General features: G+C 73.7%; 31 protein-coding genes. 16 read left to right on the forward strand and 15 right to left on the reverse strand.

Annotation, left to right across the window (positions count from 1 at the left end):
* Window positions 1-111 precede the first annotated feature (111 nt).
* The 8 genes from HH311_RS14845 to HH311_RS14880 form a co-directional block, all read right to left on the reverse strand.
* Window positions 112-1299 carry a cytochrome P450 gene (locus tag HH311_RS14845; RefSeq protein WP_169184434.1) on the reverse strand — a complete coding sequence of 396 codons (1188 nt, stop codon included), beginning with the start codon at window positions 1297-1299 and terminating at the stop codon, window positions 112-114.
* Between the two features lie 64 nt (window positions 1300-1363).
* Window positions 1364-2407 (reverse strand): serine hydrolase, encoded by a 1044-nt coding sequence (locus HH311_RS32685; protein ID WP_169184435.1) that lies wholly within the window; start codon window positions 2405-2407, stop codon window positions 1364-1366.
* 162 nt (window positions 2408-2569) lie between these two features.
* Window positions 2570-2926: a Rieske (2Fe-2S) protein gene (locus tag HH311_RS14855; protein ID WP_169184436.1), complete on the reverse strand. Its 357-nt coding sequence runs from the start codon at window positions 2924-2926 to the stop codon at window positions 2570-2572.
* 4 nt (window positions 2927-2930) lie between these two features.
* The gene (locus tag HH311_RS14860; RefSeq protein ID WP_312030162.1) at window positions 2931-3203 is read right to left on the reverse strand and encodes a 2-hydroxymuconate tautomerase; all 273 of its coding nucleotides are present in this window, start codon (window positions 3201-3203) and stop codon (window positions 2931-2933) included.
* Window positions 3200-3964: a 2-keto-4-pentenoate hydratase gene (locus tag HH311_RS14865; protein WP_169184438.1), complete on the reverse strand. Its 765-nt coding sequence runs from the start codon at window positions 3962-3964 to the stop codon at window positions 3200-3202. Before HH311_RS14865 ends, HH311_RS14860 begins: the two co-directional genes overlap by 4 nt.
* A complete protein-coding gene (locus HH311_RS14870) occupies window positions 3961-4788 on the reverse strand; it encodes a 2-keto-4-pentenoate hydratase (RefSeq protein ID WP_169184439.1) in 828 nt (275 codons plus the stop codon). Before HH311_RS14870 ends, HH311_RS14865 begins: the two co-directional genes overlap by 4 nt.
* A complete protein-coding gene (locus HH311_RS14875; RefSeq protein ID WP_169184440.1) occupies window positions 4781-5665 on the reverse strand; it encodes an IclR family transcriptional regulator in 885 nt (294 codons plus the stop codon). The genes HH311_RS14870 and HH311_RS14875 overlap by 8 nt, the downstream gene beginning before the upstream one ends.
* Window positions 5666-6373 carry a hypothetical protein gene (locus HH311_RS14880; protein WP_169184441.1) on the reverse strand — a complete coding sequence of 236 codons (708 nt, stop codon included), beginning with the start codon at window positions 6371-6373 and terminating at the stop codon, window positions 5666-5668.
* A gap of 137 nt (window positions 6374-6510) precedes the next feature.
* Between HH311_RS14880 and HH311_RS14885 the strand changes: the two genes are divergently transcribed.
* The 4 genes from HH311_RS14885 to HH311_RS14900 are packed head-to-tail and all read left to right on the forward strand — an operon-like array spanning window position 6511 to window position 10278.
* On the forward strand, window positions 6511-7425 hold the full coding sequence (locus HH311_RS14885) for a catechol 2,3-dioxygenase (RefSeq protein WP_169184442.1): 915 nt from the start codon (window positions 6511-6513) through the stop codon (window positions 7423-7425).
* Between the two features lie 11 nt (window positions 7426-7436).
* Window positions 7437-8381 carry a catechol 2,3-dioxygenase gene (locus HH311_RS14890; protein ID WP_169184443.1) on the forward strand — a complete coding sequence of 315 codons (945 nt, stop codon included), beginning with the start codon at window positions 7437-7439 and terminating at the stop codon, window positions 8379-8381.
* Window positions 8381-9472, forward strand: a complete 1092-nt coding sequence (locus HH311_RS14895; protein WP_169184444.1) for a histidine phosphatase family protein — start codon at window positions 8381-8383, stop codon at window positions 9470-9472. The genes HH311_RS14890 and HH311_RS14895 overlap by 1 nt, the downstream gene beginning before the upstream one ends.
* Window positions 9472-10278, forward strand: a complete 807-nt coding sequence (locus tag HH311_RS14900; RefSeq protein WP_169184445.1) for an IclR family transcriptional regulator — start codon at window positions 9472-9474, stop codon at window positions 10276-10278. Before HH311_RS14895 ends, HH311_RS14900 begins: the two co-directional genes overlap by 1 nt.
* 141 nt (window positions 10279-10419) lie before the next feature.
* Here HH311_RS14900 and HH311_RS14905 read toward each other — a convergent pair whose 3' ends face one another.
* From HH311_RS14905 to HH311_RS33725, 4 genes are read right to left on the reverse strand one after another with little or no spacing between them, the layout of a single operon-like run.
* On the reverse strand, window positions 10420-10851 hold the full coding sequence (locus HH311_RS14905; protein ID WP_211190264.1) for a DUF6640 family protein: 432 nt from the start codon (window positions 10849-10851) through the stop codon (window positions 10420-10422).
* The gene (locus tag HH311_RS14910) at window positions 10848-11468 is read right to left on the reverse strand and encodes a nitrile hydratase subunit alpha (protein WP_169184446.1); all 621 of its coding nucleotides are present in this window, start codon (window positions 11466-11468) and stop codon (window positions 10848-10850) included. The genes HH311_RS14905 and HH311_RS14910 overlap by 4 nt, the downstream gene beginning before the upstream one ends.
* On the reverse strand, window positions 11465-11770 hold the full coding sequence (locus tag HH311_RS33720; protein WP_169184447.1) for an SH3-like domain-containing protein: 306 nt from the start codon (window positions 11768-11770) through the stop codon (window positions 11465-11467). The genes HH311_RS14910 and HH311_RS33720 overlap by 4 nt, the downstream gene beginning before the upstream one ends.
* Window positions 11767-12015 (reverse strand): SH3-like domain-containing protein, encoded by a 249-nt coding sequence (locus HH311_RS33725; protein ID WP_169184448.1) that lies wholly within the window; start codon window positions 12013-12015, stop codon window positions 11767-11769. The genes HH311_RS33720 and HH311_RS33725 overlap by 4 nt, the downstream gene beginning before the upstream one ends.
* A gap of 89 nt (window positions 12016-12104) precedes the next feature.
* On the opposite strand from HH311_RS33725, the gene HH311_RS14925 reads away from it, so the two are divergent.
* From HH311_RS14925 to HH311_RS14965, 9 genes are all read left to right on the forward strand, one after another.
* Entirely contained in the window at window positions 12105-12974 is an 870-nt protein-coding gene (locus tag HH311_RS14925) for a TetR family transcriptional regulator (RefSeq protein WP_169184449.1), read from the forward strand.
* A gap of 14 nt (window positions 12975-12988) precedes the next feature.
* A complete protein-coding gene (locus HH311_RS14930) occupies window positions 12989-13879 on the forward strand; it encodes a 3-keto-5-aminohexanoate cleavage protein (protein WP_169184519.1) in 891 nt (296 codons plus the stop codon).
* Entirely contained in the window at window positions 13876-14805 is a 930-nt protein-coding gene (locus HH311_RS14935; protein WP_169184450.1) for a 3-hydroxyacyl-CoA dehydrogenase NAD-binding domain-containing protein, read from the forward strand. Before HH311_RS14930 ends, HH311_RS14935 begins: the two co-directional genes overlap by 4 nt.
* Window positions 14806-14893: 88 nt before the next feature.
* Window positions 14894-15376 carry an NUDIX domain-containing protein gene (locus HH311_RS14940; RefSeq protein WP_312030163.1) on the forward strand — a complete coding sequence of 161 codons (483 nt, stop codon included), beginning with the start codon at window positions 14894-14896 and terminating at the stop codon, window positions 15374-15376.
* Between the two features lie 10 nt (window positions 15377-15386).
* On the forward strand, window positions 15387-16532 hold the full coding sequence (locus tag HH311_RS14945) for a cobalamin-independent methionine synthase II family protein (protein WP_169184451.1): 1146 nt from the start codon (window positions 15387-15389) through the stop codon (window positions 16530-16532).
* A gap of 82 nt (window positions 16533-16614) precedes the next feature.
* Window positions 16615-17829 carry an acyl-CoA dehydrogenase family protein gene (locus tag HH311_RS33335; protein ID WP_169184452.1) on the forward strand — a complete coding sequence of 405 codons (1215 nt, stop codon included), beginning with the start codon at window positions 16615-16617 and terminating at the stop codon, window positions 17827-17829.
* 81 nt (window positions 17830-17910) lie between these two features.
* Window positions 17911-18846 (forward strand): pseudouridine synthase, encoded by a 936-nt coding sequence (locus HH311_RS14955; RefSeq protein WP_169184453.1) that lies wholly within the window; start codon window positions 17911-17913, stop codon window positions 18844-18846.
* Entirely contained in the window at window positions 18843-19379 is a 537-nt protein-coding gene (locus HH311_RS14960) for a 2'-5' RNA ligase family protein (protein WP_169184454.1), read from the forward strand. The genes HH311_RS14955 and HH311_RS14960 overlap by 4 nt, the downstream gene beginning before the upstream one ends.
* 46 nt (window positions 19380-19425) lie before the next feature.
* A complete protein-coding gene (locus tag HH311_RS14965) occupies window positions 19426-19563 on the forward strand; it encodes a hypothetical protein (protein WP_169184455.1) in 138 nt (45 codons plus the stop codon).
* Between the two features lie 54 nt (window positions 19564-19617).
* Here the strand turns inward: HH311_RS14965 and HH311_RS14970 are convergent, their stop codons facing one another.
* Entirely contained in the window at window positions 19618-19773 is a 156-nt protein-coding gene (locus tag HH311_RS14970; RefSeq protein WP_169184456.1) for a hypothetical protein, read from the reverse strand.
* 227 nt (window positions 19774-20000) lie between these two features.
* Here HH311_RS14970 and HH311_RS32700 point away from each other — a divergent pair, with 227 nt between their 5' ends.
* Complete coding sequence (locus tag HH311_RS32700) at window positions 20001-20504, forward strand: NUDIX domain-containing protein (RefSeq protein WP_312030164.1); 504 nt, start codon at window positions 20001-20003, stop codon at window positions 20502-20504.
* 72 nt (window positions 20505-20576) lie between these two features.
* Window positions 20577-23819 carry a fused isobutyryl-CoA mutase/GTPase IcmF gene (icmF, locus tag HH311_RS14980; protein ID WP_169184457.1) on the forward strand — a complete coding sequence of 1081 codons (3243 nt, stop codon included), beginning with the start codon at window positions 20577-20579 and terminating at the stop codon, window positions 23817-23819.
* Between the two features lie 62 nt (window positions 23820-23881).
* Here the strand turns inward: icmF and HH311_RS14985 are convergent, their stop codons facing one another.
* On the reverse strand, window positions 23882-24397 hold the full coding sequence (locus HH311_RS14985) for a hypothetical protein (RefSeq protein ID WP_169184458.1): 516 nt from the start codon (window positions 24395-24397) through the stop codon (window positions 23882-23884).
* Window positions 24394-24765, reverse strand: a complete 372-nt coding sequence (locus tag HH311_RS14990) for an SgcJ/EcaC family oxidoreductase (RefSeq protein ID WP_169184459.1) — start codon at window positions 24763-24765, stop codon at window positions 24394-24396. Before HH311_RS14990 ends, HH311_RS14985 begins: the two co-directional genes overlap by 4 nt.
* A 292-nt stretch (window positions 24766-25057) precedes the next feature.
* On the opposite strand from HH311_RS14990, the gene HH311_RS33340 reads away from it, so the two are divergent.
* Window positions 25058-25987 (forward strand): DUF389 domain-containing protein, encoded by a 930-nt coding sequence (locus HH311_RS33340; RefSeq protein WP_169184460.1) that lies wholly within the window; start codon window positions 25058-25060, stop codon window positions 25985-25987.
* Window positions 25988-25993 lie beyond the last annotated feature (6 nt).

Here is a 25993-nt window from a genome sequence, read left to right on the forward strand (position 1 = left end):
TCCCCGCCTTCGGGTGCGCACACGGCGCCTGTCGGCGGCTGGAGGGTGAACCACCCACCAGGTACCCGGGCGGGGAGGAGACCAAAGGTGCGCGGCGAGGCCGGAGGCCGGCTACCAGGTCAGGGGGAGGCTGCGCATCCCGTAGACGAAGGTGCCCTCGCGGAAGTCGGCCCGCTCGACGTCGGTCGTCGCGGCCAGCGTCGGGAACCGCCGGAGCAGCGCCGGGAACGCCGTCGTCATCTCCATGCGGGCCAGCGGCGCCCCCAGGCAGTGGTGCACGCCGTGCCCGAACGCGACGTGCGGCGCCGCGGCGCGCCCGACGTCGAGGCGGTCGGGGTCCTCGACGAGCGCCCGGTCGCGGTCCGCGGCCGCGAGCTGGACGAGCACCATGTCGCCGGCCGCGATCGGCTCGCCGCCGACCTCGGTGTCGGTGACCGCGACCCGCGGGACGGCCGCGTGGACGATCGACAGGTAGCGCATCAGCTCCTCGACGGCGGGCGTGATCGCGTCGCCGCCGGCCCGGACGGTCGCGGCCTGGTCCGGGTGGCGCAGCAGGGCGAGCGTGCCGAGGGCCAGCATGTTCGACGTCGTCTCGTGGCCCGCGATGAGCAGCAGCGAGGCGATCCCGATCAGCTCGTTGCGAGTGAGGTCGTCGCCGTGCTCGCGGACGAGCATGCCGAGCATGTCGTCGCCGGGCGCGGCGAACGCCCGGTCGACCAGCTCCCCCATGTAGGCCCGCGACTCGACCGTCACCCGGGCCCGCTCCTCGAGCGGGAGCGTGAGGTCGATCTGCTTCCCGGCGCGGCTCTGGAAGGCCTCGCGGTCGTCGTAGGGGACGCCGAGCAGCTCGCAGATGACCAGGCTCGGGATCGGCAGGGCGAAGTCCGGGACGAGGTCGGTGGGCGGTCCGGCCTGCGCCATCGCGTCGAGGTGCTCCTCGACGATCTCGGCGATCCGCGGCTGGAGACGCCGGATCCGCTTGACCGTGAACTCCCCGGTCAGCATGCGCCGCAGCCGCGTGTGCTCGGGCGGGTCGAGGGCGAGGAGCTGGCCCGCCCGCATCTCCTCGGGGTCGACGCCGGGCATCCGGAGCGCGGGGAGGCGCTCGTTCGAGAAGCGGGTCGCGTCGCCGAGGACCTCGCGGGCGTCGTCGTAGCGGGTGACGAGCCAGGCCGGGTGGCCGAGGCTGTCGGTGACCCGCTCGAGGCCGGGCCGGTCGCGCAGCGCGCTGACCGCGGCCGGCGGATCGAACCGGTCGCGCTGGACGTGGAGCGGGAGCTCGGCGGCGTCGATCGACATGGTGGCGGCTCCTCAGGACGGCGACACCATCGACCGTACACCTGAAATGAAAGTTGGCTCCCGCTTACCGCGCGTCGACGGCGACGGCCCGCGCGGCCGTCCGGGCCAGCGCCTCCACCAGCGCGATGCCGGACTCCTCGGTGGGCTGGTGCTCGCTGAGCACCGCGAGCGCGACCGGGTCGCCGGCGACCGTGGTCACGCCCACGCTGCCGACCACCCAGCGGCCCTGGTCGTCGTCGAGGGGCAGCCACCCGTTCTTCAGGCCGGTCACCGCCCCCGGGTCGGCCGCTGCCGAGATCCCCCACCGCTGGTCGGCCTCGACGTGGGTGAGCAGGCCCGTCGCGTAGGACCGGGCCGCCGGCGCGAGCGGACCCGGGCGCACGAGGTCACCGAGCAGCGCGACCTGGTCGGCCGCGCACGTCGTGCTCATCCCCCAGTGGACGTCGTCGAGCCGGGTGCCGTGCAGCCCGAGGCGGGTGTTCGCCCGGGCCAGCCCCGCGGCACCGCCGGCCAGGTCCCAGAGCCGGGTCGCGGCGTCGTTGTCGCTGTCCTCGATCATCGCGGTCGCCAGGCCGTCGACGGACGGGCCGAGCCGGCGCCCGTCGTCCTGCGCCTGGAGGAGGAGTGCCTCGAGCACGTCCAGCTTGACCACGCTCGCGGTGTGCACCGGGGTCTGCGGGGCGGCCCCGAACGAGCGGCCGGTCACCAGGTCGACGGCGGCGACCGAGACGTGACCGCGCGAGTCGGGGCCGAGGAGCGAGGCGACCACGGCCGACGGGTCGGGTGTTTCGGCACGGTCCGTCTCCGCGGACGGCGGGCGGGACGCGCGACCGGGCAGCGTCTGCGCGAGGGGACCGGACGTGCACGCGGCCACCACCACGAGGAGCAGACCCAACCGGAGCAGCGGGACGACGCGCCGGTCGCGGCGCGCGCGACGCGGCGCGGGCGGTTCCCGATGCGGTGCGTGCTCGTCGGCGGACGGCGGCGCGACGACGCGGCGCGTCGTCGGGACGGTGGGCCGCACGGTGAGCGGGACGAGGGTCACGGCTCCGGGGCCGCCCCACGCCCCCGCGAACGCCGGACGCTGCCGCGGCACGGTCGAGGTCACGACGACGGGTCCGGCCCCGAGAGCCCGTCGACCCGTACCGATCCGCCCATCACGCCTCCCGCCCCCCGGTGATCGGTCCGGTGCCAGTAGGACGGATCACGATCCGGAGATCAAGAGGTACAGGAGTGACAGGTGTGGTGGAAGTCCTTCTTTCCTGCGGTGTCAGCCTTCCTGGGCGTGGGCGCGCAACCGCTCCGACCACGACCGCTGCTGCGGGGCCTCCCCGACGTCCGCGTGCGGCCGGCCGTCCACCTCGATGACGGGGTACACGGTGAGCGCGAAGAGCGTCGTCGTGCGGCACGCGCCGGAGTCGAGGTCGAAGCGGTACCAGTGCCACGGGCAGCGGACCTCCGCGCCGCGCACCTGCCCCTCGACCAGCGGGCCCGCGTTGTGCGGGCAGGCGGCGTCGGTCACCCGCACCGACCCGTCGTCGAGCACGAAGACGGCGAAGGTCCGGCCGTCGGCGGCGCTCACCGTCCAGGCGGAGCGTCCCGCCGGGTCGCCGAGGTCGACGAGCACGGTGTCACCGCCGACCCGACGCCCGCAGCTGCGCCAACGACTCGCCGCCGACGAACCAGTGCTCGGGCTCGCACTCGGTGACGACGACGCGCACGTTGCCCGCCGGGGCGCCGACCGCGTCGGACACCGCCGCGGTGACCTTCTCCCCCAGCGCGGCGAGCTGCTCGGGGCTCCGCCCGCGGGCGAGCGTGATCTGGACCAGGGGCATGGGAAGGGCCCTCCTTCGTCGGGCGCCACGTGAACGGATGTGGTCGCCGGGACGACCACATCCGTTCACAGGGCGACAGCCATCTCCACCGTGCCGAGCCGGTCGATCGACACGGTCACCACGTCGCCGGGCGCCACCGGGGTCGCCGCGGTGAGCCCACCGGAGAGCACGACCTCCCCCGCGCGCAGGCCCTCCCCCGACGCCGCGAGCCGGCGCACCAGCCACGCCACCGCCGCCGCCGGGTGCCCCAGCGAGGCCGCCCCGGACGCCGTCGCCACCAGCTCGCCGTTCTTCTCGAGCACCACGCCCACGAGCCGCACGTCGATCCCGGCCGGCGGGACCGGCGAGCCGACGAGGTAGCGCGCCGCCGAGGTGTTGTCCGCGACGACGTCGGCCATCGTGAAGCGGTAGTCCCGGAACCGGGAGTCGAGCACCTCGATCCCGACGGCGAGGCCCGACGTCGCCGACAGCACGTCCACCGCGGTGCAGTGCGCGCCCGACAGGTCACGCCCGAGGACGAACACGATCTCCGGCTCGGCCCGCGGCTGGATGAGCGACGACGCCGACAGCGGCTCGCCCAGGTCCAGCGCCGCCGACGCCGGGAGGAACCCGCACACCGGCGCGGACACTCCCACCTGCGCCTGCTTCGCCCGCGAGGTCACCCCGAGCTTCCACCCGGCCAGCGGCCCCGCCTGGTCGCGGAGCACCCGCTGCACCGCGTAGCCGGTCTCGAGGTCGAGCGACGGGTACTCGTCGGTCAGCGGGTCGATCGCCCGGCGCTCCGCGACGGCCTTCGAGAGCCGCGCCGCGAGCTCCTCCTCGGTACTCATGCCGCTGCCTCCGCTCCCGCCGTCACGCGGATCGACACCGGGCCCAGCCGGTCGAACTCCGCCCGGTACACCTCGCCCGCCGCCAGCGGCACCGCCGCGTGCAGCGCCCCCGTCATCACCAGGTGCCCCGGCTCGAGCGCCACCCCGTGCTCGCCGAGCACGTTCGCCAGCCACGCCACCACCGCCAGCGGGTCGCCGAGGGCGGCCGCGCCGGCCCCGGTGTCGATCAGCTCGCCGTTGCGCGTCAGCGTCATCCCGATCAGCCGGGTGTCCAGGCCCGCCAGCGGCACCACCCGCGAGGACACCGCCACCGCGCCGTTCGACGCCAGGTCCGCGACCGTGTCGGCCAGCTTGATCCGCCAGTCCGCGATGCGGGAGTCGACGATCTCCATCGACGCCGCCGCCCCCGCGACCGCGCGGGCCGCGTCGGTCGGGCCCACGCCGGGGCCGAGCAGCCGCTCCCCCATCACGAACACGATCTCGGCCTCGACCTTGGGGGCGATGAAGCGGTCGAGCGGGAGCGCGTCGCCGTCGCGGTAGACCGTCGAGGCGAGGACGGGGCCGTGGTCGGGTGAGTCGACGCCGACCATGCGCTGCATCGCGGTCGAGGTGAGACCGACCTTGTACCCGACGACCCGGTCGCCGTCGGCCAGCAGCAGCGGCACCAGCTCGCGCTGGATCGCGTAGCCCTCGGCCATCCCGAGCGAGGGGTCCGCGTCGGTGAAGGGCGCGATCGGCACCCGGGTGCGCCGCGCCTCGTAGAGCGCGCGGGCCTTGCCCGGGGCGTCGAGTCCCTGCCCCGAGGGGTCGGCACTGTCAGACATGCGCGGCCTCCTGGCCGTTCGTGCGGGCGGTGGACGGCGACGATCCGGATCCCGACGACGGCGGCCGGCTGCGGCCCCGTCCCTCCGGTGGTGTCGATGGTCGGGCTCCGTCGCGTTCGTCCTCGGGGACCCACCCCAACCGTCGCGAGACGGCCTCCCCCGCCTCGACCACGCACCGGGCGAGGCGGGGGCGCGGGATGGCGCGGAAGCGGGTGATCGGGGCGCCGACGCTGATCGCGGCGACGATGCGCCCCCCGGGGCCGCGCACGGGAGCGGCCAGCGACGCGACGCCGAGCTCGCGCTCGTTCACCGCGTCCGCCCACCCCCGTTCCCGAACGGTGGCCAGCTCGGCCCGGAGCGCGGCGGGCTCGACGATCGTGTGCGGGGTGTGGGCGCGCAGCCCGCCGGCGAGGATCCGCTCGAGGTCCTCCTCCCCGAGCTCCGAGAGCAGCACCTTCCCCGAGCTGGTGCAGTGCAGCGGGACGCGGCGCCCGGCGTCGTGCATCAGCCGCAGCGAGTGGCTGCTCTCGAGGCGGTCGACGTAGACGACCGCGTCGTCGTCGAGGACGCCCACCTGCGAGGACTCCCCGGTCTGCTCGCGCAGCTCGACGAGCACCGGGCCGGCGGCCCCGTGCAGGTCCATGTGGGAGCGCACCGCCTCGCCCAGCTCGAACACGACCAGGCCGAGCCGGTACCCGCCGTCGGGATCCCGCGCGACGAGGCCCTCCGCGGCGAGCGTGGTGAGCAGGCGGTGGACCGCGCTCTTGCCGAGCCCGAGCCGGCGCGCGAGCTCGGAGACCCCGAGGGTCTCCTCGCGGGAGAGGAACGCCTTGAGCAGGCGCGCGGCGTTGCTGACCGACTGCAGTGTCGCGTCCACTCAGACCGCCCCCGCCGTGCTCGCGACGGTGCCCCCGAGCGCGCCGACGAGGACGCGGCGGACGCCGTCGGGGTCGGGGGCGGTGCCCGGACGCAGCGCGGCGTCCACGGCCTCGCCCACCGCCGCGTTGTGCGGCGCGATCGCGCGGGCCAGCAGGACCTGCGCGCGGGCGAGCCCGGCCACGGCCGCGCCCTGCATCTCGTCGACCAGCGCCTCCCGCCCACGGGCCCGGGAGCGCAGCGTGTCGAAGTCGCGCGCCGCCGCGGAGTGCCCGCTGGCCAGGCCCGACCCGACGTGGCCCGCGTGGTGCGGACTCAGGCCCGAGCCCGGCTGGGTGACCAGGTGGTAGAGCACCGTCGAGATCCCGAGGGTGCCCCGGACCTCGTCGGGCCGCGGCGCCTCGCCCTCGTCGATCAGCCCGAGGGCGGGCAGGACCACCGGGTCGTAGAACCGCACCGTCCAGTCCAGCCCGTCGAGCGAGCCCGGCAGCTCGACCTCCTCGCCGCGCAGCGGGCCGAGGGGCTCCGTCGTCGCGAGGACGTGCAGGTTGCGGGCGCCGGCCGCGACGACGGTGAACCGCCCGGCAGCGAGCAGCGGCATCCGGCCGCGGACCGCGGGCGGGAACGTCGACGCCTGCTGGGCGTACGCGCGGTGGATGCCCTCGACGTAGCCGGCGACCGCGCGCCGCATGGCCATCGGGTCGGCCACGTCGCCCTCCCCACCTCGTCGATCGCGTGTTCCGACCACCGGAACGGTTGCTCTTCTCTCCGGAACGCTAGGGCGGTTAGCGTCGTGACGTCAAGCACACCGGCGTTCCCGCCGACACCCTGCCGAGAGGACCGGACGTGGGCATCCTGCGGCTCGCGCACGTGGACGTGCGGACCCCCGACCTGGACCTGTCGACCGCCTACTACACCGAGGTCATGGGCCTCCAGCAGGTCGCCCGCACCGAGGACGCGGTCTACCTCAAGTGCTGGGACGAGGAGGACCACCACTCGCTGCGGATGCGCTACCACCCGCGCACCGGGATGGACTCCTTCACCTTCCGCGTGGAGGCCGAGGACGACCTCGCCGACTTCGAGTCGAAGGTCGAGGCCTACGGCTGCCCCACCAGCCGGGTCAGCCGCGGCGAGGCGCTCGGCCAGGGCGAGTCGCTGCGCTTCGAGGTCCCGTCCGGCCAGATCATGGAGCTGGTCTGGGACGTCGAGAAGACCGGCAACCTGCTCGGCAAGCACAACCCCGCGCCGGTCCCGCCGCCCGACCTCCCCGGGATCGCCCCGCCCCGCATGGACCACATGCTGGTCAACGCCGAGGAGGTCGCCGAGGCCCACCGCTTCTTCACCGAGGTCCTCGGGCTGCGGATGACCGAGCAGGTGCTCGACGGCAACGGCCACCAGCTCGGCGTCTGGCTCGCCGGACGCACGAACTCCCCGCACGACATCGCGATCGTCAACGGCCCCAACGGCGCCCTGCACCACTGGGCCTACTGGCTCGACGACTGGGACCACGTCCGCAAGGCCGCCGACACGCTCGCCTACAACGGCGTGCAGATCGACCAGGGCCCGACGCGGCACGGCGTCACGCGCGGCAACACCATCTACTTCTTCGACCCGCTGGGGATCCGCAACGAGGTCTTCACCGGCGGCTACTGGGTCGACCCCGACACCGAGATCCTCACCTGGACCGAGGACAACTTCGGCAAGGGCCTCTTCTACTACGAGAACGTCGTCAGCCAGCGCTTCCTGCGCATGCACACGTGAGGGGCCGACCGGTGCCGAACAACTCGTCCTCCGACCGCATCCTGCGCCTGCAGCACGTCGAGGTCCGCGTCCCCGACCTCGAGCTCGCCACCGCCTACTACACCGAGGTCCTCGGGCTGGTCGAGACCGCCCGCGACGAGCGCGACGGCGCCGAGCGCGTGTTCCTCAAGTGCTGGGACGAGCGCGAGCACCACTCGGTGATCCTGCGCGCCGCGCCCACCTACGGCCTCGACCACATGTCGTTCAAGCTCCACGCCCCCGAGGACCTCGACCACTTCACGGCCAAGCTCGAGGCCGCCGGCGTCCCGGTCAAGCGGTTCGCGCCGCGCGAGCTCGGGCCGGGCTGGGGCGACGCGATCCGGTTCGAGGCGCCGAGCGGGCACCTGGTCGAGCTCACCCACGGCACCGAGCGCGTGGGCAACATGCTGCCGATGACGAACCCGCCGCCCCGGCCGCAGGACCTGGTCGGGATCGCGCCGCCCCGGCTGGACCACCTGTTCGTCATGGCCGAGGACGTGGAGGCGTTCACCGCGTTCTTCTGCGAGCTGCTCGAGTTCCGGCTCACCGAGCAGATCCTCGCGAACGACGGCCACCAGCTGGCCACGTTCCTCGAGCACTCGCACACCCCGCACGACATCGCGGTGATCACCGGGCCGAACGGGGCGCTGCACCACTTCGCGTTCTGGATGGACGACTGGAACGGCATCCGCGACGCGGCCGACACCCTCGCCTACCACGGGGTGCCGATCGACGTGGCCCCGACGCGGCACGGCGTGACCCGCGGCTACACCACCTACTTCTTCGACCCGGCCGGCAACCGCAACGAGCTCTTCACCGGCGGCTACTGGGTGGACCCGGACTTCGAGCCGATCACCTGGACCGAGGAGGAGATGGGCCGGGCGATCTTCTACTACCACCGGCAGGTCAACGAGCGCTTCTTCACGGTGCACTCCTGATGGGCCGCGACCCGCGGTCCGTCGACCGCTACGAGACCCCGGACTACCTGTCGAAGTACCGGTCCCGACGCCAGGCGGTGCCCGACGCCGAGGGTGGTCCCGACGGTCCCGGCGATGGCACGCCGCTGTACCTGCGGCGGTTCCGGGAGCGGGCGACGACGGCGGCCGAGCCCGCGGCCCCGTCAGCGTCGTCCCCCACCCACCCGGCCGCGGTCGACACCTCGGTGGCCTACGACGGCCAGCGCTTCACCCCCGCGCTGGCCGAGGCCAGCCGCGGCAAGGAGATCGCGGCGCCGCTGGAGCGCCGGGCGTCCGAGAAGATCGTCTGCGAGATCTCGATCATCCGGCACGGGATCACCCAGGGGTACTCGACCGACGCCGGGCTGACGCCGATGGGCGCGTGGCAGGCCCACCGGCGCGGGCACGAGCTGGCCCGGCGCTTCGACCACGGTGACCAGGTCCGTCTCGTCTGCGCGGACACCAACCGGGCCCGCCAGACCGCCGACCAGCTCTTCCGCGGCGCCAAGGACGGCCTGTCGATGTGGGGCATCGACGCCGACGTCACCAACCCCGAGCCGATCCCCGAGCTCCGCAACTTCGGGGTGTGGACCCCCGACGGCCTGCGCGACGTGACCTCGGCGTTCCGCCAGTACCAGGCCACCAACGAGACCCTCGAGCGGCTGGCGGTCGGCGACCGGCCCCGCTGGCTGGTCGAGATCGACCGCTTCTACCGCACGCAGCTGGGCGGGGCCGACCCGATCCAGGAGTGGCTGACGGTCCCGATGATGTACTTTGAGCCGCCCGCGATGTGCGTGCGCCGCTTCTGGCGCGGCTTCCACCGGCTGATGGCGGAGTCGCGCCGCGCCGACGGCTCGCTGACCCACCGGCGGATCCTCGCCGCGACCCACTCCGGCCCGATGCGCGCCTTCGCCACGTGGGCGCACGGCTACGACCCCGGCGAGCCCCTCAACACCGAGGAGATCCGGGTCAAGATGCGCGAGGGCGGCCGGAGCGCCTTCGTCTCGTACCGCAACCGGGTCACCGAGGTGAACGTGCCCCCGGCCGACGAGTTCCCGAACTGGGAGGCGTGATGACCGTCCTGCCCTTCTCCGCGGTGCTCCCCGAGGACGCCGAGGACTCGCCGCTGCGGTCGGTGTCGACCGCGGTCGCCGTGCTGGACTGCTTCACCACCGAGCCGGAGCTCGGGGCGACGAAGGTGGCGGCGCGGCTCGGGATCGCGAAGTCGACGGCGTGCCGGATGCTGGCGGCGCTCGCCGCCGGCGGGCTGCTCGAACGGTCCGGCGCCGGACGGTACCGGCTCGGCCTGCGGCTCTTCGAGTACGGCCAGCTCGCGGTCGACCGGCTGCTGCTGCGCGAGGTCGCGATGCCGGTGCTCGGCGAGCTGCGCGAGACGGTCCGCGAGACCGTGCAGCTCGGGGTCGCCGTCGGGACCGACGTGCTCTACCTCGAGCGGCTCGAGACGGCGGGCGCGGGGCTGCGGTTCCGCACCGACTACCACCGCAACCCGGCGCACTCGTCGTCGATCGGCCGGGTGCTCGCCGCCTCGGACCGGGAGCTCACCGCGGCGATCCTCGAGCGGGGGCTGGAGCGGCGGACGCCGTTCACGGTCGTCGACCCGCAGCGCTGGCACCGGACGCTGATCCAGACCCGCGAGCAGGGGTACGCGACCTGCCGGGACGAGTACGACCTCGGCTGGTCCTCGATCGCGGCACCGATCCTTGGCGGGAGCGGTCGGTCGGGCCGGCGGGCGGTGGCGGCGGTGTCGGTCGTCGGCTCGACGTCCCGGGTGCTCGGGCCCCGCAAGCCGGCCGTGGTGCAGGGCGTGCGGCGCGCCGCGGAGCGGATCACGGCGGCGCTGGACCGGGCGACCGACTGACCCCGTCCCCCGGTGCAAGCGAAGCGGCGTTGCTTGCATCCAGTGGCAGAAAAGCCCCGTCGTCGGGCCAGCGGTGGTCCGTCGCTGACACCTGACGTCAGAACGGAGCCGTCTTGACATCCGCCGCCGGGAGCCCCTCGGCTACCGACCCGAGCGGGCCAGCCCGACGGCGGTCCCGAGCGCGGTCAAGCACGCCGTCGCGACGAACAGGTTGGGGTCGAGCCCGAGGACCTTCGGGGTGTCGAACTCCTCGTCCACCAGCTCCGTCCCCGGGAACGCCGCGGCCCCGTACATGCCCAACCACGGCGTCGAGGAGATCGCCGCGGCCGCGAGGAGGTTGCGGTCGGGGTCGCCCCGCCGGGACGTCACGAGCCGGAGCGAGTAGCCGCCCAGCAGCATGCTCATGACGATGTACTGGGCGTCGTGGAACTTGGCGTGGCCCGGCCAGCGCGGGTTGCGCAGGTGCTGGCGGGCCGTCTCCGGCACGAGGGCGTCGGCCGCGAGCGCTCCCCCGGCGGTCATCGCGCCGACCAGCCCCACCAGGACCCGGGCCGCGGTCTTCCGCGTCGTCACCGGGAGACCTCCGCCGGCAGCCTCGGGACGGCCACCCCGATGAGGCAGTCCCGCGTGACCAGGTCGCGCTGGGCGTCCTCCGACAGCTCCTCCGCCCCGGGCGGCCGCTGCGGCACCACGAGGTAGCGGGCCTCGGCGCTCGCGTCCCACACCCGCACCTCGGTCGAGTTCGGCAGGACGAGCCCGAACTCCCGCAGCACGCCCCGCGGGTCGCGCACCACCCGCGACCGGTAGGCCTCGCTCTTGTACCAGGCCGGCGGCGGTCCCAGCCACGCCAGCGGGTAGCAGGAGCAGAGCGTGCAGACGACGACGTGGTGGACCGTCGGCGTGTTCGCCACCGCGTGCAGCCGGATGTCCGAGCTGTATCCGCCCCCGGCGTGCCCGAGCTCGGCGGCCGCGGCGCCGGCGTCCGCGAGCAGCCGCTCCCGGTACTCCGGCGAGTTCCACGCGCGCACCACCATGTCGGCGCCGTTGCGGGCGGTCACCCGGTCCCCGAAGGCCTCGATGCGCGCGTCCACCTGGCCACGGGTGATCACGCCCCGGGACTCGGCGAGGTCGAGCAGGCGGTTCACCCGGGCCTGCAGCTCGGCGTTGCGGTGGTGCCCGGCCCCGCTCACCGGGTCCTCCCCCCGTCGCTCCGCTCGCCCACGGCCTCCAGGTAGCTCACGAACAGGTCGACGTGCACCCGGTCCCCGGTGTGCGAGTCCGGGCCCCACAGCTCCGGGCCGGCGAAGGCGACGGTGACGATGTCCTCGCGCCGGGCCGCGTCGCCGATCACCGCGGACTCGTCGGGGAACCGGCCGTCGCCGACCAGCCGCACGACCTCCCCGACGTGCCCGCGCACGTAGCGGGGCGCGCGGTTGTGGCCCGGCGGGTTCATCGTCAGCACCCGCACCCGGTCGCCCACCGCGAAGCTCACGACTCCCCCACCAGGTGCTCGAGCGCGGTCAGCCACCGCTCGTAGTAGGGCATCGCGTAGTACTCCGCCGGCGGGATCCGCTCCATCGTCGCCCGGAACTCGTCGAGCGTGTAGGCGCCGGCCGCGACGAAGGCCTGGTTCAGCACGAAGGTCTGCGCTTCCCACACCGACTCGAACGTCGGCCCGCCGCCCTCCGGGAGCTCGCCGAACCCGTGCATCCCGCCGACGTCGTTCGCGTACGCCATGCCGGGCAGCATGGCAGACGTCCGCGGCACTGACTGATGAATCAGTCAGCCTTGCGATCACGGCAAGCCACGCCCTAGCCTCCCGAGCCGTGACCGACGACGAGGCCCTGCGACGGCGGGTGCGCGAGGCCGCCGACGCGTCCGGCAGCCGGCGGGACCTCGCCGCCGCGATCGGGCTCGAGGAGACGAAGCTGTCGAAGGCCCTCGCCGGGCGGCGGCGGTTCACCACCGCCGAGCTCACCGCGATCGCCGAGCACACCGGGGCGAGCCTGACCTGGCTGCTGCGCGGCACCGGGCAGGCCGTGACCGCCGAGCCCGGCCCCGCGGTGCGCACCCGGGCGCAGGGCGAGGATCCCGACGGCGCCCGCAAACGGATCCTCGACGCCGCCTGGACCCTCATCGCCACCCGCGGCTACCACCAGGTCCGCGTCGCCGACGTCGCCGCGGCCGCCGGCACCAGCAGCGCCGCCGTGCACTACCACTTCCCCGGCAAGGACGCGCTGCTCGGCGAGGCGCTGCGCCACAACGTCGAGCTCGCCTTCGACCGCCAGTCCGCGGCCCTGGCCGACATCCCCGACCCCCACGCGCGACTGCTGCGCCTGCTCGAGCTCCAGATGCCCGACGGGCCGGTCCTCGAGCCCGAGTGGTCGATCTGGATGCAGGTCTGGGTCGAGGCGGTCCTCGACACCGGGGACACCGCCCCGGACGACCATCGGCGCCGGGCCCTCTACCGCGAGGCGCAGGACCGGTGGTTCCGCACCGTCCTCATGACGCTGCACGACGGCGCGGCCGCCGGGGTCTTCCGGCCCGGGGACCAGGAGCTCCGCGCCCGCCAGCTCACCGCCCTCGTCGACGGGCTCGGGATCGGGGTCATGACCCGGTCCTCCGACCCGGCGGCGATGCGCGCCGCCCTGCACGACTTCGTCGACACCTCGATCCGCCTGGGAGACCCCCGATGACCGGACCCCGCCCGATGACCCGCACCGTCGTCATCACCTGCGCGCTGACCGGCGCCGCCGACTCCCCCGCCAAGAGTCCCCACGTGCCGGTCACCCCGGCCCAGATCGCCGACGACGCGATCGCCGCCGCCCGCGCCGGCGCGGCCGTCGTCCACGTCCACGTGCGCCACCCCGAGACCGGCATCCGCTCCCGCGACGTCGCGCTGTACCGCGAGGCGGTCCGGTTGATCCGCGCGAGCGGCGTCGACGTCGTCCTCAACCTCACCGCCGGCATGGGCGGCGACCTCGTCGTCGATCAGGAGGACCCGCTCAAGCCGGTCGACGGGACCGACCTGGTCAACGCCCTCGACCGGCTCCCGCACGTCGAGGAGCTCCTCCCCGACATCGCGACGCTGGACTGCGGCTCCTACAACTTCGGCGACGGCAGCGCCCTGTACGTGTCGACCACCGACATGCTGCGGGCCGGCGCGAAGCGGTTCCAGGAGCTCGGCGTCAAGCCCGAGCTGGAGGTCTTCGACACCGGGCAGCTCTGGTTCGCCAAGGTCATGCACGACGAGGGCCTCATCGACGCGCCCGCGCTCGTCCAGCTCTGCATGGGCGTGCCCTACGGCGCCCCCGCCGACCCCGGACTGCTCGCGGCGATGGTCAACCTGCTCCCCGACGACGCCCGGTTCACCTCGTTCGCCCTCGGCCGCGACCAGCTGCCGTGGGTGGCGCAGTCGGTGCTGCTCGGCGGCCACGCCCGCGTGGGGCTGGAGGACAACCTGTACCTCTCCCGCGGGGTGAAGGCGACGAACGCCCAGCTCGTCGACCGGGCGGTGTCGATCGTGGAGGGCCTCGGCGCGAGCGTCGCGACCCCGGACCAGGCCCGCGAGATCTTCGGCCTGACCGCGGCCGCCCGGTGAGCCGGGACGTCGCCTGCATCGGGGCGGGCGTCATCGGGGGCGGCTGGGCCGCGTGGTTCCTCGCCCGCGGGTTCGATGTCGTCGCCTGGGACCCGGCGCCCGACGCCGAGGCCCGGCTGCGGCGGACGGTCGACGCGGCTTGGCCCGCGCTGACCGAGCTGGGTCTCGACGACGGCGCGGATCGGTCGCGGCTGCGCATGGCGGCCACCCTCGGCGAGGCGTGCGCGGGGGCGGTGTTCGTCCAGGAGTCGGCGCCCGAGGACCTCGCGCTCAAGCGGTCGCTGCTGGCCGAGCTCGCCGACGCGACCGGGGACGACGTCGTTATCGCCTCGTCCACCTCGGGCTTCCCGATGTCGGACATGGCGACCGAGGCCCGGGACCCGTCGCGCCTCGTCGTCGGGCACCCGTTCAACCCGCCCTACCTCATCCCGCTCGTCGAGGTGGTCGGCGGCGAGGCCACCGCACCCGCCGTCGTCGAGCGGGCCGCGGCGTTCTACCGGGCCACCGGCAAGTCGGTGATCGAGATGGACCGCGAGGTCCCGGGCTTCGTCGCGAACCGGCTGCAGGAGGCCCTCTGGCGCGAGGCGCTGCACATGGTCGCGCGCGGCGAGGCGACGGTCGACCAGATCGACGCGGCGATCACCGAGGGCCCCGGGCTGCGCTGGCCGGTGCACGGGCCGTGCCTGACGTTCCACCTGGCCGGCGGGGAGGGCGGGATGGCGCACATGCTCGACCACTTCGGGCCCTCGCTGCTCGCGCCGTGGACCCGCCTCGGGGCGCCGGAGCTGACCGGGGCGCTGCGGGACGCGATGGTGACGGGCACCGCGGCCGAGGCCGGGGCGCGGTCGTTCGCGGACCTGGTCGCCGAGCGGGACCGGGCGGTGATCGCGATCCGTCGCGCGGTCGAGGCGGCCCGGGCCGGCTGAGTCGTCGAGTGGGCCCTCACGGCTGTCGCAGGAGCCGTGGGCGTCCACTCGAGCCGTCTCCGTCGCCGGGCCGGGGCACGATCACCCGGTGACCACTCGTGAGCCCCGACGGCGGGTGAGCGTCGCCCTCACCCGCGACACCCCGGCCGGCCCGGAGCTGCTCGTCTTCGACCACCGCGACTACCCGGAGGCCGGCACCCAGATGCCGGGCGGCGGGATCGACCCGGGCGAGTCGGTCGAGCAGGCGGCCGCCCGGGAGGTCGGCGAGGAGACCGGGGTGACCGACGTCGTCGTCGGCCGCCGGCTCGGCGAGCACGACTTCCCGACGCCGGAGAACACCCCGCAGCGCACCGTCGTCGTCCACGCGACGACCACCGAGACCCGGGACCGGTGGCAGCACACCGTCGCGGGCGAGGGCGACGACCGGGGGCTCGTCTACCTCTGCCGGTTCGTCGCGCTGCACGACGCGATCGCGACGCTGGTCGACCGGCAGGGCGAGCTCCTGCACGTCCTGGACGACCGTTCCGGTCCCGCGAACACCGCGGTGCCCCCATGGCCGCCGCGTTCCTAGCGTCGGCGCCATGCAGCGCAGCAGCGAGCGGATCCTCACCACCCACGTCGGCAGCCTCGCCCGTCCGGAGGCCCTGCTCGACACCATGCGCGAGAAGGAGCACGGCCGCCCGTACGACGCGGCCGGCTTCGCGAAGCAGATCACCGAGGCGGTACGGGACGTCGTCGCCACGCAGGTCGCGGTCGGCCTCGACGTCGTCACCGACGGCGAGATGGGCAAGGTCAGCTTCGCGACCTACGTCCAGGACCGCCTCGAGGGGTTCTCGCCGTCGTCCGGGGAGAAGCTGCTGCCGCCGTCGTGGCAGCTCGAGATCGACGCCTTCCCCGAGTACTACGCGCAGTACCTGGGGAAGTACTCGAAGACGGTCGCGCCGATGGTGACCGTGGCCTGCGTCGGGCCGGTCTCCTACACCGGCCAGGACCAGCTGCGCACCGACATCGAGAACCTGCGGGCGGCGCTGGTCGGGGTCGACGCGACCGAGGCGTTCATGCCCTCGACGTCGCCGCGCGGGTTCGGCCGCAACGAGTACTACGCCACCGACACCGAGTACTACGCCGCCGTCGCCGAGGCGCTGCGCGAGGAGTACCTGGCGATCGTCGACGCCGGGTTCCTGCTCCAGATCGACGACCCGTGGCTCATCGAGATCCTCTCGGACCCGGCGCTGGAGCCCGAGGAGCGGCAGCGCACCGCGGCCGAGCACGCCGAGATCGTCAACCACGCGCTGCGCGACATCCCGACCGAGAAGATCCGCCTGCACACCTGTTACGGGCTCAACCACGGCCCGCGCGTCCACGACATCACGATGGCCGAGGTGGCCGGGCCGATGCTCGCGATCCGGGCGGGGGCGTACTCGTTCGAGGTCGCGAACCCGCGACACATGCACGAGTGGACGATCTGGTCCGACGCGGACCTGAAGCGCCGGCTGGGCGACGCGGTCCTCATCCCCGGCCTGCTCGGGCACGCCCAGAACTACGTCGAGCACCCGGACCTGGTCGCCGAGATGCTGCGGCACTACGTGGACGCGGTCGGCCGCGAGCAGGTCATCGCCGGCGCCGACTGCGGGTTCTCCTCGCGCGCGAGCTACCAGCCCGAGGTGCACCCGACCGTCGTCTGGGAGAAGTTCAAGGCCCTCCGCGCCGGGGCGGACCGGGTCTGACGCGAGGGTGACCTGCGCCCGCCCGGGTGCGGCGCCCGCCCCTATCGGCGTGCTCAGCTGCATTGTCGGGAACTGTCGGTCCGTGACCTGGAGCCGCAAGAACCTCGAGGACGTCGCGACGATCGCGCCCACGGCGAGCGTGTACCTCACGTCGGAGCGCCTCGAGCTGCAGCGCACGGCGCGGGAGTTCGCGATGACCGAGGTGCTCCCGGTCGCCGACGAGCTCGACCCCCGGCGCGGGGAGATCCCCGACGCGCTCCTGGCCCGGCTCGCGGAACTGGGCTACTTCGGGATCATGGTCGACCGCGAGCACGGCGGGCTCGGCCTCGGGGTGTTCGAGTACTGCCTGGTCTGCGAGGAGCTGGCCCGCGGGTGGATGAGCGTCGCGAGCATCATCGCCCGCGGCAACGGCACCGGCTGCGCCTCGCCCGACGACGACCGCCGCGCGGCCCTGCTCCGGCGCTCGGCCCGCGGCGAGTGGATCGGCGGGATCGCGTTCTCGGAGCCGTCGGCGGGGTCGGACCTGGCGGGCGTCGAGTGCGCCGCCGAGCGCGACGGCGACGAGTGGGTGATCACCGGGACGAAGCGGTGGGTCGGGCACGCGCTGCGCGCCGACTTCCTGCACCTGCTCGCCCGCACCCGCGACCCGCGCGAGGGCGAGAGCCGCTCGGACGGGCTGGAGCTGTTCCTCGTCGAGAAGGAGCGCGGCGTCTTCCCCGACGGCGTCTCCGGCACGCCGATCGACAAGATCGGCTACTTCGGGCTCACGACGTGGGAGCTCCGCTTCGACGGCCTGCGCCTCCCGGCCGACGCGCTGCAGGACACCGGGCAGGCCGAGGGCCAGGGCTTCAAGGACAGCCTGCGCTGGCTCGGGCCGGCGCGGGTGCAGACGGCGGCCCGGGCCGTCGGGCTGGCGCGGGGCGCCCTGGAGGACGCGGTGGCCTACTGCCGGCAGCGGGTGCAGTTCGGGCACCCGATCGGCGACCAGCAGGTGATCCGCCACGCGATCGCCGACATGTCCGCGCAGGTCGAGGCGGCCCGCCAGCTGTGGATGCACGCGGCGTGGTTGGTCGACAGCGGAGCCGCCGCCGACGTCGAGACCTCACAGGCCAAGCTCGTCGCGTCGGAGACCGCGGAGCAGGTGACGAGCCAGGCGCTGCAGATCTTCGGCGGGAACGGCTACACGACGGAGTACTCGGCCGAGCGGTACTGGCGCGACGCCCGACTCACCAAGATCTTCGAGGGGACGTCGGAGATCCAGCGCAAGATCGTCTCGGACGCGCTGGTCGGGCACTGAGCCGCCCTGCGCGAGGGGACCCCTCGGTCGCTCTGGTCGACCGAGAGGTCCCCTCGCGCAGGAACGGCACACTGGACACCGATGCGCCCGCCCGCCTCGCTGCCGCCCCGGTTCGGGCTCGACCCGGCCCGGATGCGGCTACCGGTCTCGGACCGCTGGTCGACGATCCGCGAGCACCTGGTGACCCGGGTGCCGCTGCCCGCGGCCCAGATCGACGCGATGTTCGCCGCCGGCCGCTTCCACGACGCCGAGGGGCCCCTCGACGCCGACGCGCCCTACGTCAGCGGCGGGTCGGTCTGGTTCCACCGCGACCTGCCCGACGAGGCCCCGGTGCCGTTCCCGATCGACGTGGCGCACCGCGACGACGACGTCCTCGTCGCCGACAAGCCGCACTTCCTCGCGACGATCCCCCGCGGGCGCCACGTCCGCGAGACCGCCCTCGTGCGGCTGCGCGACGAGCACGGCCTGCCCGACCTGTCCCCCGCCCACCGCCTCGACCGCGTGACCGCGGGCCTGGTGCTGTTCGTGGTCCGCCGCGAGGCCCGCGGCACCTACCAGAACCTCTTCCGCGATCGCCGCGTGGCGAAGACCTACACCGCGGTCACCCGGTACGACCCCGCGCTCCCGGCGACGACGACCGTCCGCTCGCGCATCACGAAGGAGCGCGGCGTGATCACCGCGCGGGAGGTCCCCGGGGAGCCGAACGCCGAGACCCTCGTCGAGCTGCTCGAGCACCGCGACGACGCGCACCTGGGCCCGATCGCCCGCTACCGCCTGACCCCGCGCACCGGCCGGACCCACCAGCTGCGGCTGCACCTGGCCTCCCTCGGCGTCCCGATCCTCGGCGACCCGTTCTACCCGGAGCTGCGCGACGTGCCGCTCGACGACTTCCGCACCCCGCTGCAGCTGCTCGCCGCGACGCTGTCCTGGCCCGATCCCCGCACGGGCGAGCGCCGGACCGTCCACAGCCGGCGCACGCTGTCCGCGTGGGACGACCCGGCGGGATGGCTCGCGTGAGCGACCCGTTGATCGTCAGCGCCGTGCTCGCCGCGGGGGCGCAGGACGACCTCGACGCCCGCCGTCGCCGGTGGTTCCCCGCCGAGCGGCTGCAGGTCGGGGCGCACCTCACGCTCTTCCACGCCCTGCCCGGCGACCGGGCCCCCGAGGTCGCGGCGGCGCTGCGCGAGCTCACCGGGGAGCGCCCGGCGCCGGCGATCACCGTCGGCGAGGCCTTCGGCCTGGGGCGGGGCGTGGCCGTCCGGACGCCGTCGCCGGCGCTGAAGGAGATCCGCGCGACGATCGCCGACCGCTTCCGCGACGACCTCACCGCCCAGGACGCGCGCCCCTGGCGCCCGCACCTCACCCTGCAGAACAAGGTCGGGCCCGACGAGGCCCGCCGGACGCTCGCGAGCGTGCGCGCGGACCACACCCCGTACGACACCGTCGTCGAGGCCCTCGCGCTGTGGCGATACCGTCACGGACCGTGGGAGGCGGCGGGCGAGTTCCGGTTCGGCCCGGGTGCGGGACGAACGACTCGTTCGTGCACCTAGACGCCACGGACGACGCGTTCGTCCCTGGCGGCCGGGGCGGGGCCGCGTGAGGGCCGAGGGGCCGGACGCCCTCCCCGTCGTCGCGGTCCCGATGGCGGGCGGCCCGTCGGCCTCGGAGCGTGTCGGACACTTCCTCGAGGCCGTCGCGACGCCCGCGGCGCAGGTGGTGCGCGGCCTGGTCTGAGCCGGGCTCGCCCGCCCCTCTCGCCAGGGGCGGGCTCGCACGACGTGGGGGGAGCTAGAAGTACGTCTTGCGGCCACCCACACCACGGCCGACCGCGCCGAGGATGGTCAGGATCAGCCCGACGATCGCGAGGATCGCGCCGATCGTGTACAGGATCGAGATACCCGTGACGGCTCCGATGATGATCAGGATGACGCCGAGGATGATCATGGTTTCCCTCGTCTCTCTCCGACCGGTGTGGTCGGGACTGCTTGATACCCGAGCGTGACCTCGTGAACACACACGGGCCCCACGAACTCACCACTTCGGGGGATCTGTTCGATCACGAATCGTCGCGCGGGGAGACACGAGGTGCTGATGTGACTCCCGCTGACTCATGGGCCACCCATGCGGCGACGACCGTGTGGTCGGCGTCCGGCCCCGCGGGGGACGCCGGGGTGCGCGTCGAGGTGCACGACGTCACCGCTCCGGAGGGCGACCGTTTCGACTACCCGGTGGTCCACCTGCCGCAGGTGGCGGTGGCGCTCGTCGTCCGGGAGGGCGAGTCGGGCGAGGAGGTGCTCATGCTGCGCACCTACCGCTACCCGGTGAACCGCTACGGCTGGGAGCTGCCCGGGGGCGGCGTCGACGACGGCGAGGAGGCGCGGGTCGCCGCGGCCCGGGAGGTGGCCGAGGAGACCGGCTGGCGGCCCCGCGGCCCGGGCCGGCCGCTGATCGACTTCGAACCGCTGCCCGGCGGGGTCTCCACGACGGTGCACGTGCACCTGTGGCGCGACGCCGAGCCCACCGACGAGCCCCTCGACCGCCACGAACCGGGGCGCGCCCGGTGGGTGCCGGTGTCCGACGTCGTCCGGCTCGCCGGGGCGGGCGAGCTGCTCGGCTCGGGCACCCTGGTCGGACTGCTGGCCTACGTGGCGGAGAGCACCACCTCTCCCCAATAGTCGGACGTCCTACTATATTGGCGGGACGGCGCCGCCCGGCGCCGGTGTCGAGCAGCGAGGACGATCCAGCCCATGGCCGAGTCGCAGAGCGATCTGTACGTGCCGACCAACCCGATCCGGGTGGTCACGGCGGCGAGCCTGTTCGACGGGCACGACGCCGCGATCAACATCATGCGGCGGATCCTCCAGCGCCAGGGCGCCGAGGTGATCCACCTCGGGCACGACCGCTCGGTCGACGACGTCGTCTCGGCCGCCGTCGAGGAGGACGCGCACGCCGTCGCGATCAGCTCGTACCAGGGCGGCCACGTCGAGTACTTCACGTACCTGGTCGACCTGCTGCGCGAGCGCGGCGCCGGGCACGTGCGGGTCTACGGCGGGGGCGGCGGCGTCATCGTCCAGCGCGAGATCGACCAGCTCCACGCCCACGGCGTCGCCCGCATCTTCTCCCCGCAGGACGGCCAGCAGCTCGGCCTGCCCGGCATGATCAACACGATCATCCGGGAGTGCGACGAGGACCTGGCCGCCCGGGCGCCGTCGAACTGGGAGGGCCTGTTCACCGGCGAGCGCGCGGTCGTGGCGCGGGCGGTGACCATGGCCGAGTCCGGAGCTCTCCCCGACGAGGTCCGCGAGCGCGTCGACGCCGCGAACGGCGACCGCCACGTGCCGGTCCTCGGCATCACCGGCACCGGCGGCTCCGGGAAGTCCTCGCTCACCGACGAGCTGGTCCGCCGCGCCCGCCTCGACCGCGAGGACAAGCTGAAGGTGGCCGTCCTCGCCGTCGACCCCACCCGCCGGCGCGGGGGTGGCGCCCTGCTCGGCGACCGCATCCGCATGAACGCGCTCGGCGGACCCATCGCCTTCCGGTCGATGGCCAACCGCGGCTCGGGCACGGCACTGCCCGAGCGCCTGGCCGACGTCATCGCCGTGCTGCGCGCCTCCGGGGCCGACCTCGTCGTCGTCGAGACCCCCGGCATCGGGCAGGGCGACGCGGGCATCGTCGAGTACGCCGACGTCTCGCTGTACGTGATGACGCCGGAGTTCGGCGCCGCGTCGCAGCTCGAGAAGATCGACATGCTGGACTTCGCCGACGTCGTCGCCATCAACAAGTTCGAGCGCCGCGGCGGTGACGACGCCCGGCGCGACGTCGCCCGCCAGCTGCTGCGCAACCGCGACGCGTACGGGTCGAGCTGGGAGGACATGCCGGTCTACGGCACCAGCGCCGCGACCTTCCACGACGAGGGCGTCACCGCCCTCTACGGCAAGCTGATGACGCTGCTCGGCGAGCACGGCCTGCCCGCCGGCGAGGGCCGTCTGGAGATCCCCGACACCGCGGTCTCGACGTTCGCCGGCTCGGCGATCCCCGCCGACCGGGAGCGCTACCTCGCCGACATCGCCGCCACGGTGCGCGGCTACCACGACGAGACCGACTCGATGGTCGCCGCGGCCCGGCGCCGGTCGGCCCTGCGCCAGGCCCGCGAGGCGCTCGGCGACCGCGACCCCGGCGAGCTGCCCGCGGTGCTCGAGGAGGCCGAGCGCGACCTGCCCCGCGAGGCGGCGGAGCTGCTCGACGGCTGGGCGCGCACCACGGAGGACTACGCCGGCGACGAGCTCGTCTACACCGTCCGCGACAAGGAGAACCGCATCCAGCTGACCCGCGAGACCCTCTCGGGCTCGAAGGTCAACCGGGTGTCGTTGCCGAAGTACACCGACGAGGCCGAGGTGCTGCGGTTCCTGCGCACCGAGAACCTCCCCGGGTACTTCCCGTTCACCGCGGGCGTGTTCGCGTTCAAGCGCGAGGGCGAGGACCCCGCCCGCATGTTCGCCGGCGAGGGCGACGCGTTCCGCACCAACCGCCGGTTCCACTACCTCTCGCAGGACTCGCCGGCCAAGCGGCTCTCGACGGCGTTCGACTCGGTCACCCTCTACGGCCGCGACCCCGCCACTCCCCCGGACGTCTACGGCAAGGTCGGCACCTCCGGCGTCTCGATCGCGACGCTCGACGACATGGAGGTCCTCTACTCGGGCTTCGACCTGACGTCGCCGACGACGAGCGTGTCGATGACGATCAACGGCCCGGCGCCGACGGTGCTGGCGTTCTTCCTCAACACCGCGATCGACCAGGTGGTGGACGCGTTCCGGGAGTCCGAGGGCCGCGACCCGTCGTCGTCGGAGCGCGAGGACCTGGTGGCGCACGCGGTGGCGAACGTCCGCGGCACGGTGCAGGCCGACATCCTCAAGGAGGACCAGGGCCAGAACACCTGCATCTTCTCGACCGAGTTCTCGCTGCGCATGATGGCCGACATCCAGGAATGGTTCATCGCGCACAAGGTCCGCAACTTCTACTCGGTCTCGATCTCCGGCTACCACATCGCCGAGGCCGGGGCGAACCCCATCTCGCAGCTCGCGTTCACGCTGGCCAACGGGTTCACCTACGTCGAGTCCTACCTCGCCCGCGGGATGGCGATCGACGACTTCGCCCCGAACCTGTCGTTCTTCTTCTCCAACGGCATGGACGCCGAGTACTCGGTGATCGGGCGGGTCGCGCGCCGGATCTGGGCCGTCGCGATGCGCGAGCGCTACGGGGCGAACGAGCGCTCCCAGAAGCTCAAGTACCACGTGCAGACCTCGGGTCGCTCGCTGCACGCGCAGGAGATGCAGTTCAACGACATCCGCACCACGCTGCAGGCCCTCTGCGCGCTCTACGACAACGCGAACTCGCTGCACACCAACGCCTACGACGAGGCCGTGACCACGCCGTCGCAGGAATCGGTCCGCCGGGCGCTGGCGATCCAGCTGATCATCAACCGCGAGTGGGGGCTCTCGCTCAACGAGAACCCGCTGCAGGGCTCGTTCGTCGTCGAGGAGCTCACCGACCTCGTCGAGGAGGCCGTGCTCGCCGAGTTCGACCGGATCGCCGAGCGCGGCGGCGTGCTGGGCGCCATGGAGACCGGCTACCAGCGCGGCAAGATCCAGGACGAGTCGATGCTCTACGAGTCGCGCAAGCACGACGGCTCACTGCCGATCGTCGGGGTCAACACCTTCCTCCCGCCTGCCGACGCCGACGGTGAGGAGCCGAAGGAGATCGAGCTGTCGCGGGCGACCGAGGAGGAGAAGACCTCGCAGCTCCAGCGGCTCGACGACTTCCAGGCCCGGCACGCGTCGGAGTCGGCCGTGGCGATCCGGCGGCTGCAGGACGCGGCGACCAACGGCGAGAACGTCTTCGCCGAACTGATGAAGGCCGCCCGGGTGTGCTCGCTCGGCCAACTCACCGAGGCGTTCTTCGAGGTGGGCGGGCAGTACCGGCGCTCCATGTAGGTGGCCTGCGGCCTCGTGAGCAGAAAGTGTCGGTATACCGACACTTTCTGCTCGCGAGCGCGTCAGCGCACCCAGGGGCCCGAGGTGAACGCCGTGGCCCGGCTCGGACAGGAGTCGGACACGGTCTGCATGCTCAGGTCCGACCCGTTGAGGTTCACGCGGTAGAGCCCGGGCTGGCCCGCGCACGGGGCGCCGGCGGCACTCGTGAACGTCACCCGGCCCGCGTTGTCCTGCGCGAGGGTGCCCTGCCAGCTCTGCCCGCTGTTCGTGACCACCTGCGTGTAGCTGGCCCCGGCCCCGATGATCAGCGTCTGGGGTCCCTCGGGCGTGACCTGGTTGCGGTACGTACCCAGCGGGATCGCCGTGATCGGTGCCGCCATCGCCGCCGAGTGGACGGCGGGGTCCTGGGTCGTGGACGCCACGGCACCCGACGACGGCGCGGCCGCGGCGGGCGTCGTGACCGCGCCGGAGGTGTACCCGCCTGCGCCCGCGCAGGCGGTCCCGACGGCGAGCACGACCCCGAACAGCAGGAGCAGGAGCGTCCGGGCGCCTCGGCCCGGGACGTTCCCTCCGATCACCCCTGGCTCCACGGGTCGTCGACCGCGATCAGCCACGACCCGTCGGCCTGCTTGCGCAGCAGCACCGTCGCCCGGCCCTCCATCTCGAACGGCCCCTCAGGACCGTTCCCGGTCATCGTCCAGGTCGAGTAGGTCAGCGCGTCCGTGTCGCGCTCGAGGATCGCCGCGGTGCGCAGGTCGATCCGCGGCGACATCGCGAAGAACGTCTCGGCGAACTGCCGGATCGCGTCGTGGCCGACGAGCGGCTTGCCGCCGGGCTCGCCGACCAGCAGCCCGTCCGGTTCGTAGAGGGCCAGCAGCCCGTCGGTGTCGGCCGCGTTGAAGCGCGCCATCCACGTCTCGTCGGCCTGCGCCGGACTGTCGATCACGGCGACCACCTCCTCCTCCGGGTGTCCTTTCACCTCCGAGTGTGGCAGCGAGTGACGTGATCGTCGTCACCTCTACTCGGTCGGCCCAGTGCATTGGGCGATCCGTGGCGGTGCCTGTGACGAGGAGCGAGAGGAGTGCGCGGCACGCGCACATCCCGTGCCGGAGCGCCGCGACCGCCGGTCCGCTGCCCACGGGAAGCGTCCGTGTGCGGTTCGTCGGGTTCGGGTAACGCCCGGCGCCCCCGTCCGAACCCGGGCGGGTGGTCCGACCGCGAGGCACGAGGGAGGCCGGGTGCACCACACCGTCGAGATGGTCCTACCGGCGGCGGCCACCGACGAGACGTTGGCGGCCCTCGAGAAGATCGAGGGCGTGCTCGCCCTGTCGGTGGAGCGCGACGCCGGGGTGAAACCGCCCGGTGACGTCGTCACCGTGCACGCCCTCAACCGCTCGATCGACGACGTGCTCGCCGCCGCCTCGCACGCCCAGGACCACGGCCGCGTCGCCGTCGCGACCGGCGGGGTGTCGAGCATCGTCGCCACCGGCGCGCAGTCGGCGATCGACGACGACGCGGACGAGACCCCCTGGGAGGAGTTCGAGCGCTCGCTGCGCCACCACGGCCGGCTCTCGGTCAACTACCTCGTGCTCATGGTCCTGGGCGGGGCGATCGGCGTCGCGGGCCTGCTCTCACCGCCGGTCCCCCAGGCGCTCGCCCTGGCCGCGTGCGCGGTGCTCGCGCCCGCGTTCGAGCCGGTGGCGATGCTCGGCGTGGCGCTCGTCCGACGCAGCGGGTACGCGATCCGGCGGGCGGTCGTCTCGATCGTCGTCGGCTACCTGCTCATGGCCGCGGGCGGCGGGCTCGCCTTCGTCGTCCTACGGGCCCTCGGACTGGCCTCCCCGAAGACGCTGGCGAGCAGCGAGGGCATGCACCTGATCCTCGATCCCACCGCCGCCGACTGGCTCGTGGCCGCAGCCGGCGCCCTGGCCGGCCTCGTGATCGTCACGTCGTTCCGCGAGGCGGTCCTCGCGGGCGCGCTCATCGCCCTGGCCCTCGTGCCGGCCGCGGGCGTGCTCGGCATGGGCGTGGTGAGCCTGGACGCCGGGCTGGTCCTCGAGGGGCTGCAACGGCTCGGGGGCGACATGGCGCTCGTCGTCGTGCTCGGCGGCCTCGTCGTGCTCGCGAAGGACCAGCTCGTGCACCGGGGGCGCCGGCCGCTGGCCTGAGCGGCC

Source organism: Actinomycetospora sp. TBRC 11914 (assembly GCF_012933465.1).
GTDB lineage: Bacteria > Actinomycetota > Actinomycetes > Mycobacteriales > Pseudonocardiaceae > Actinomycetospora.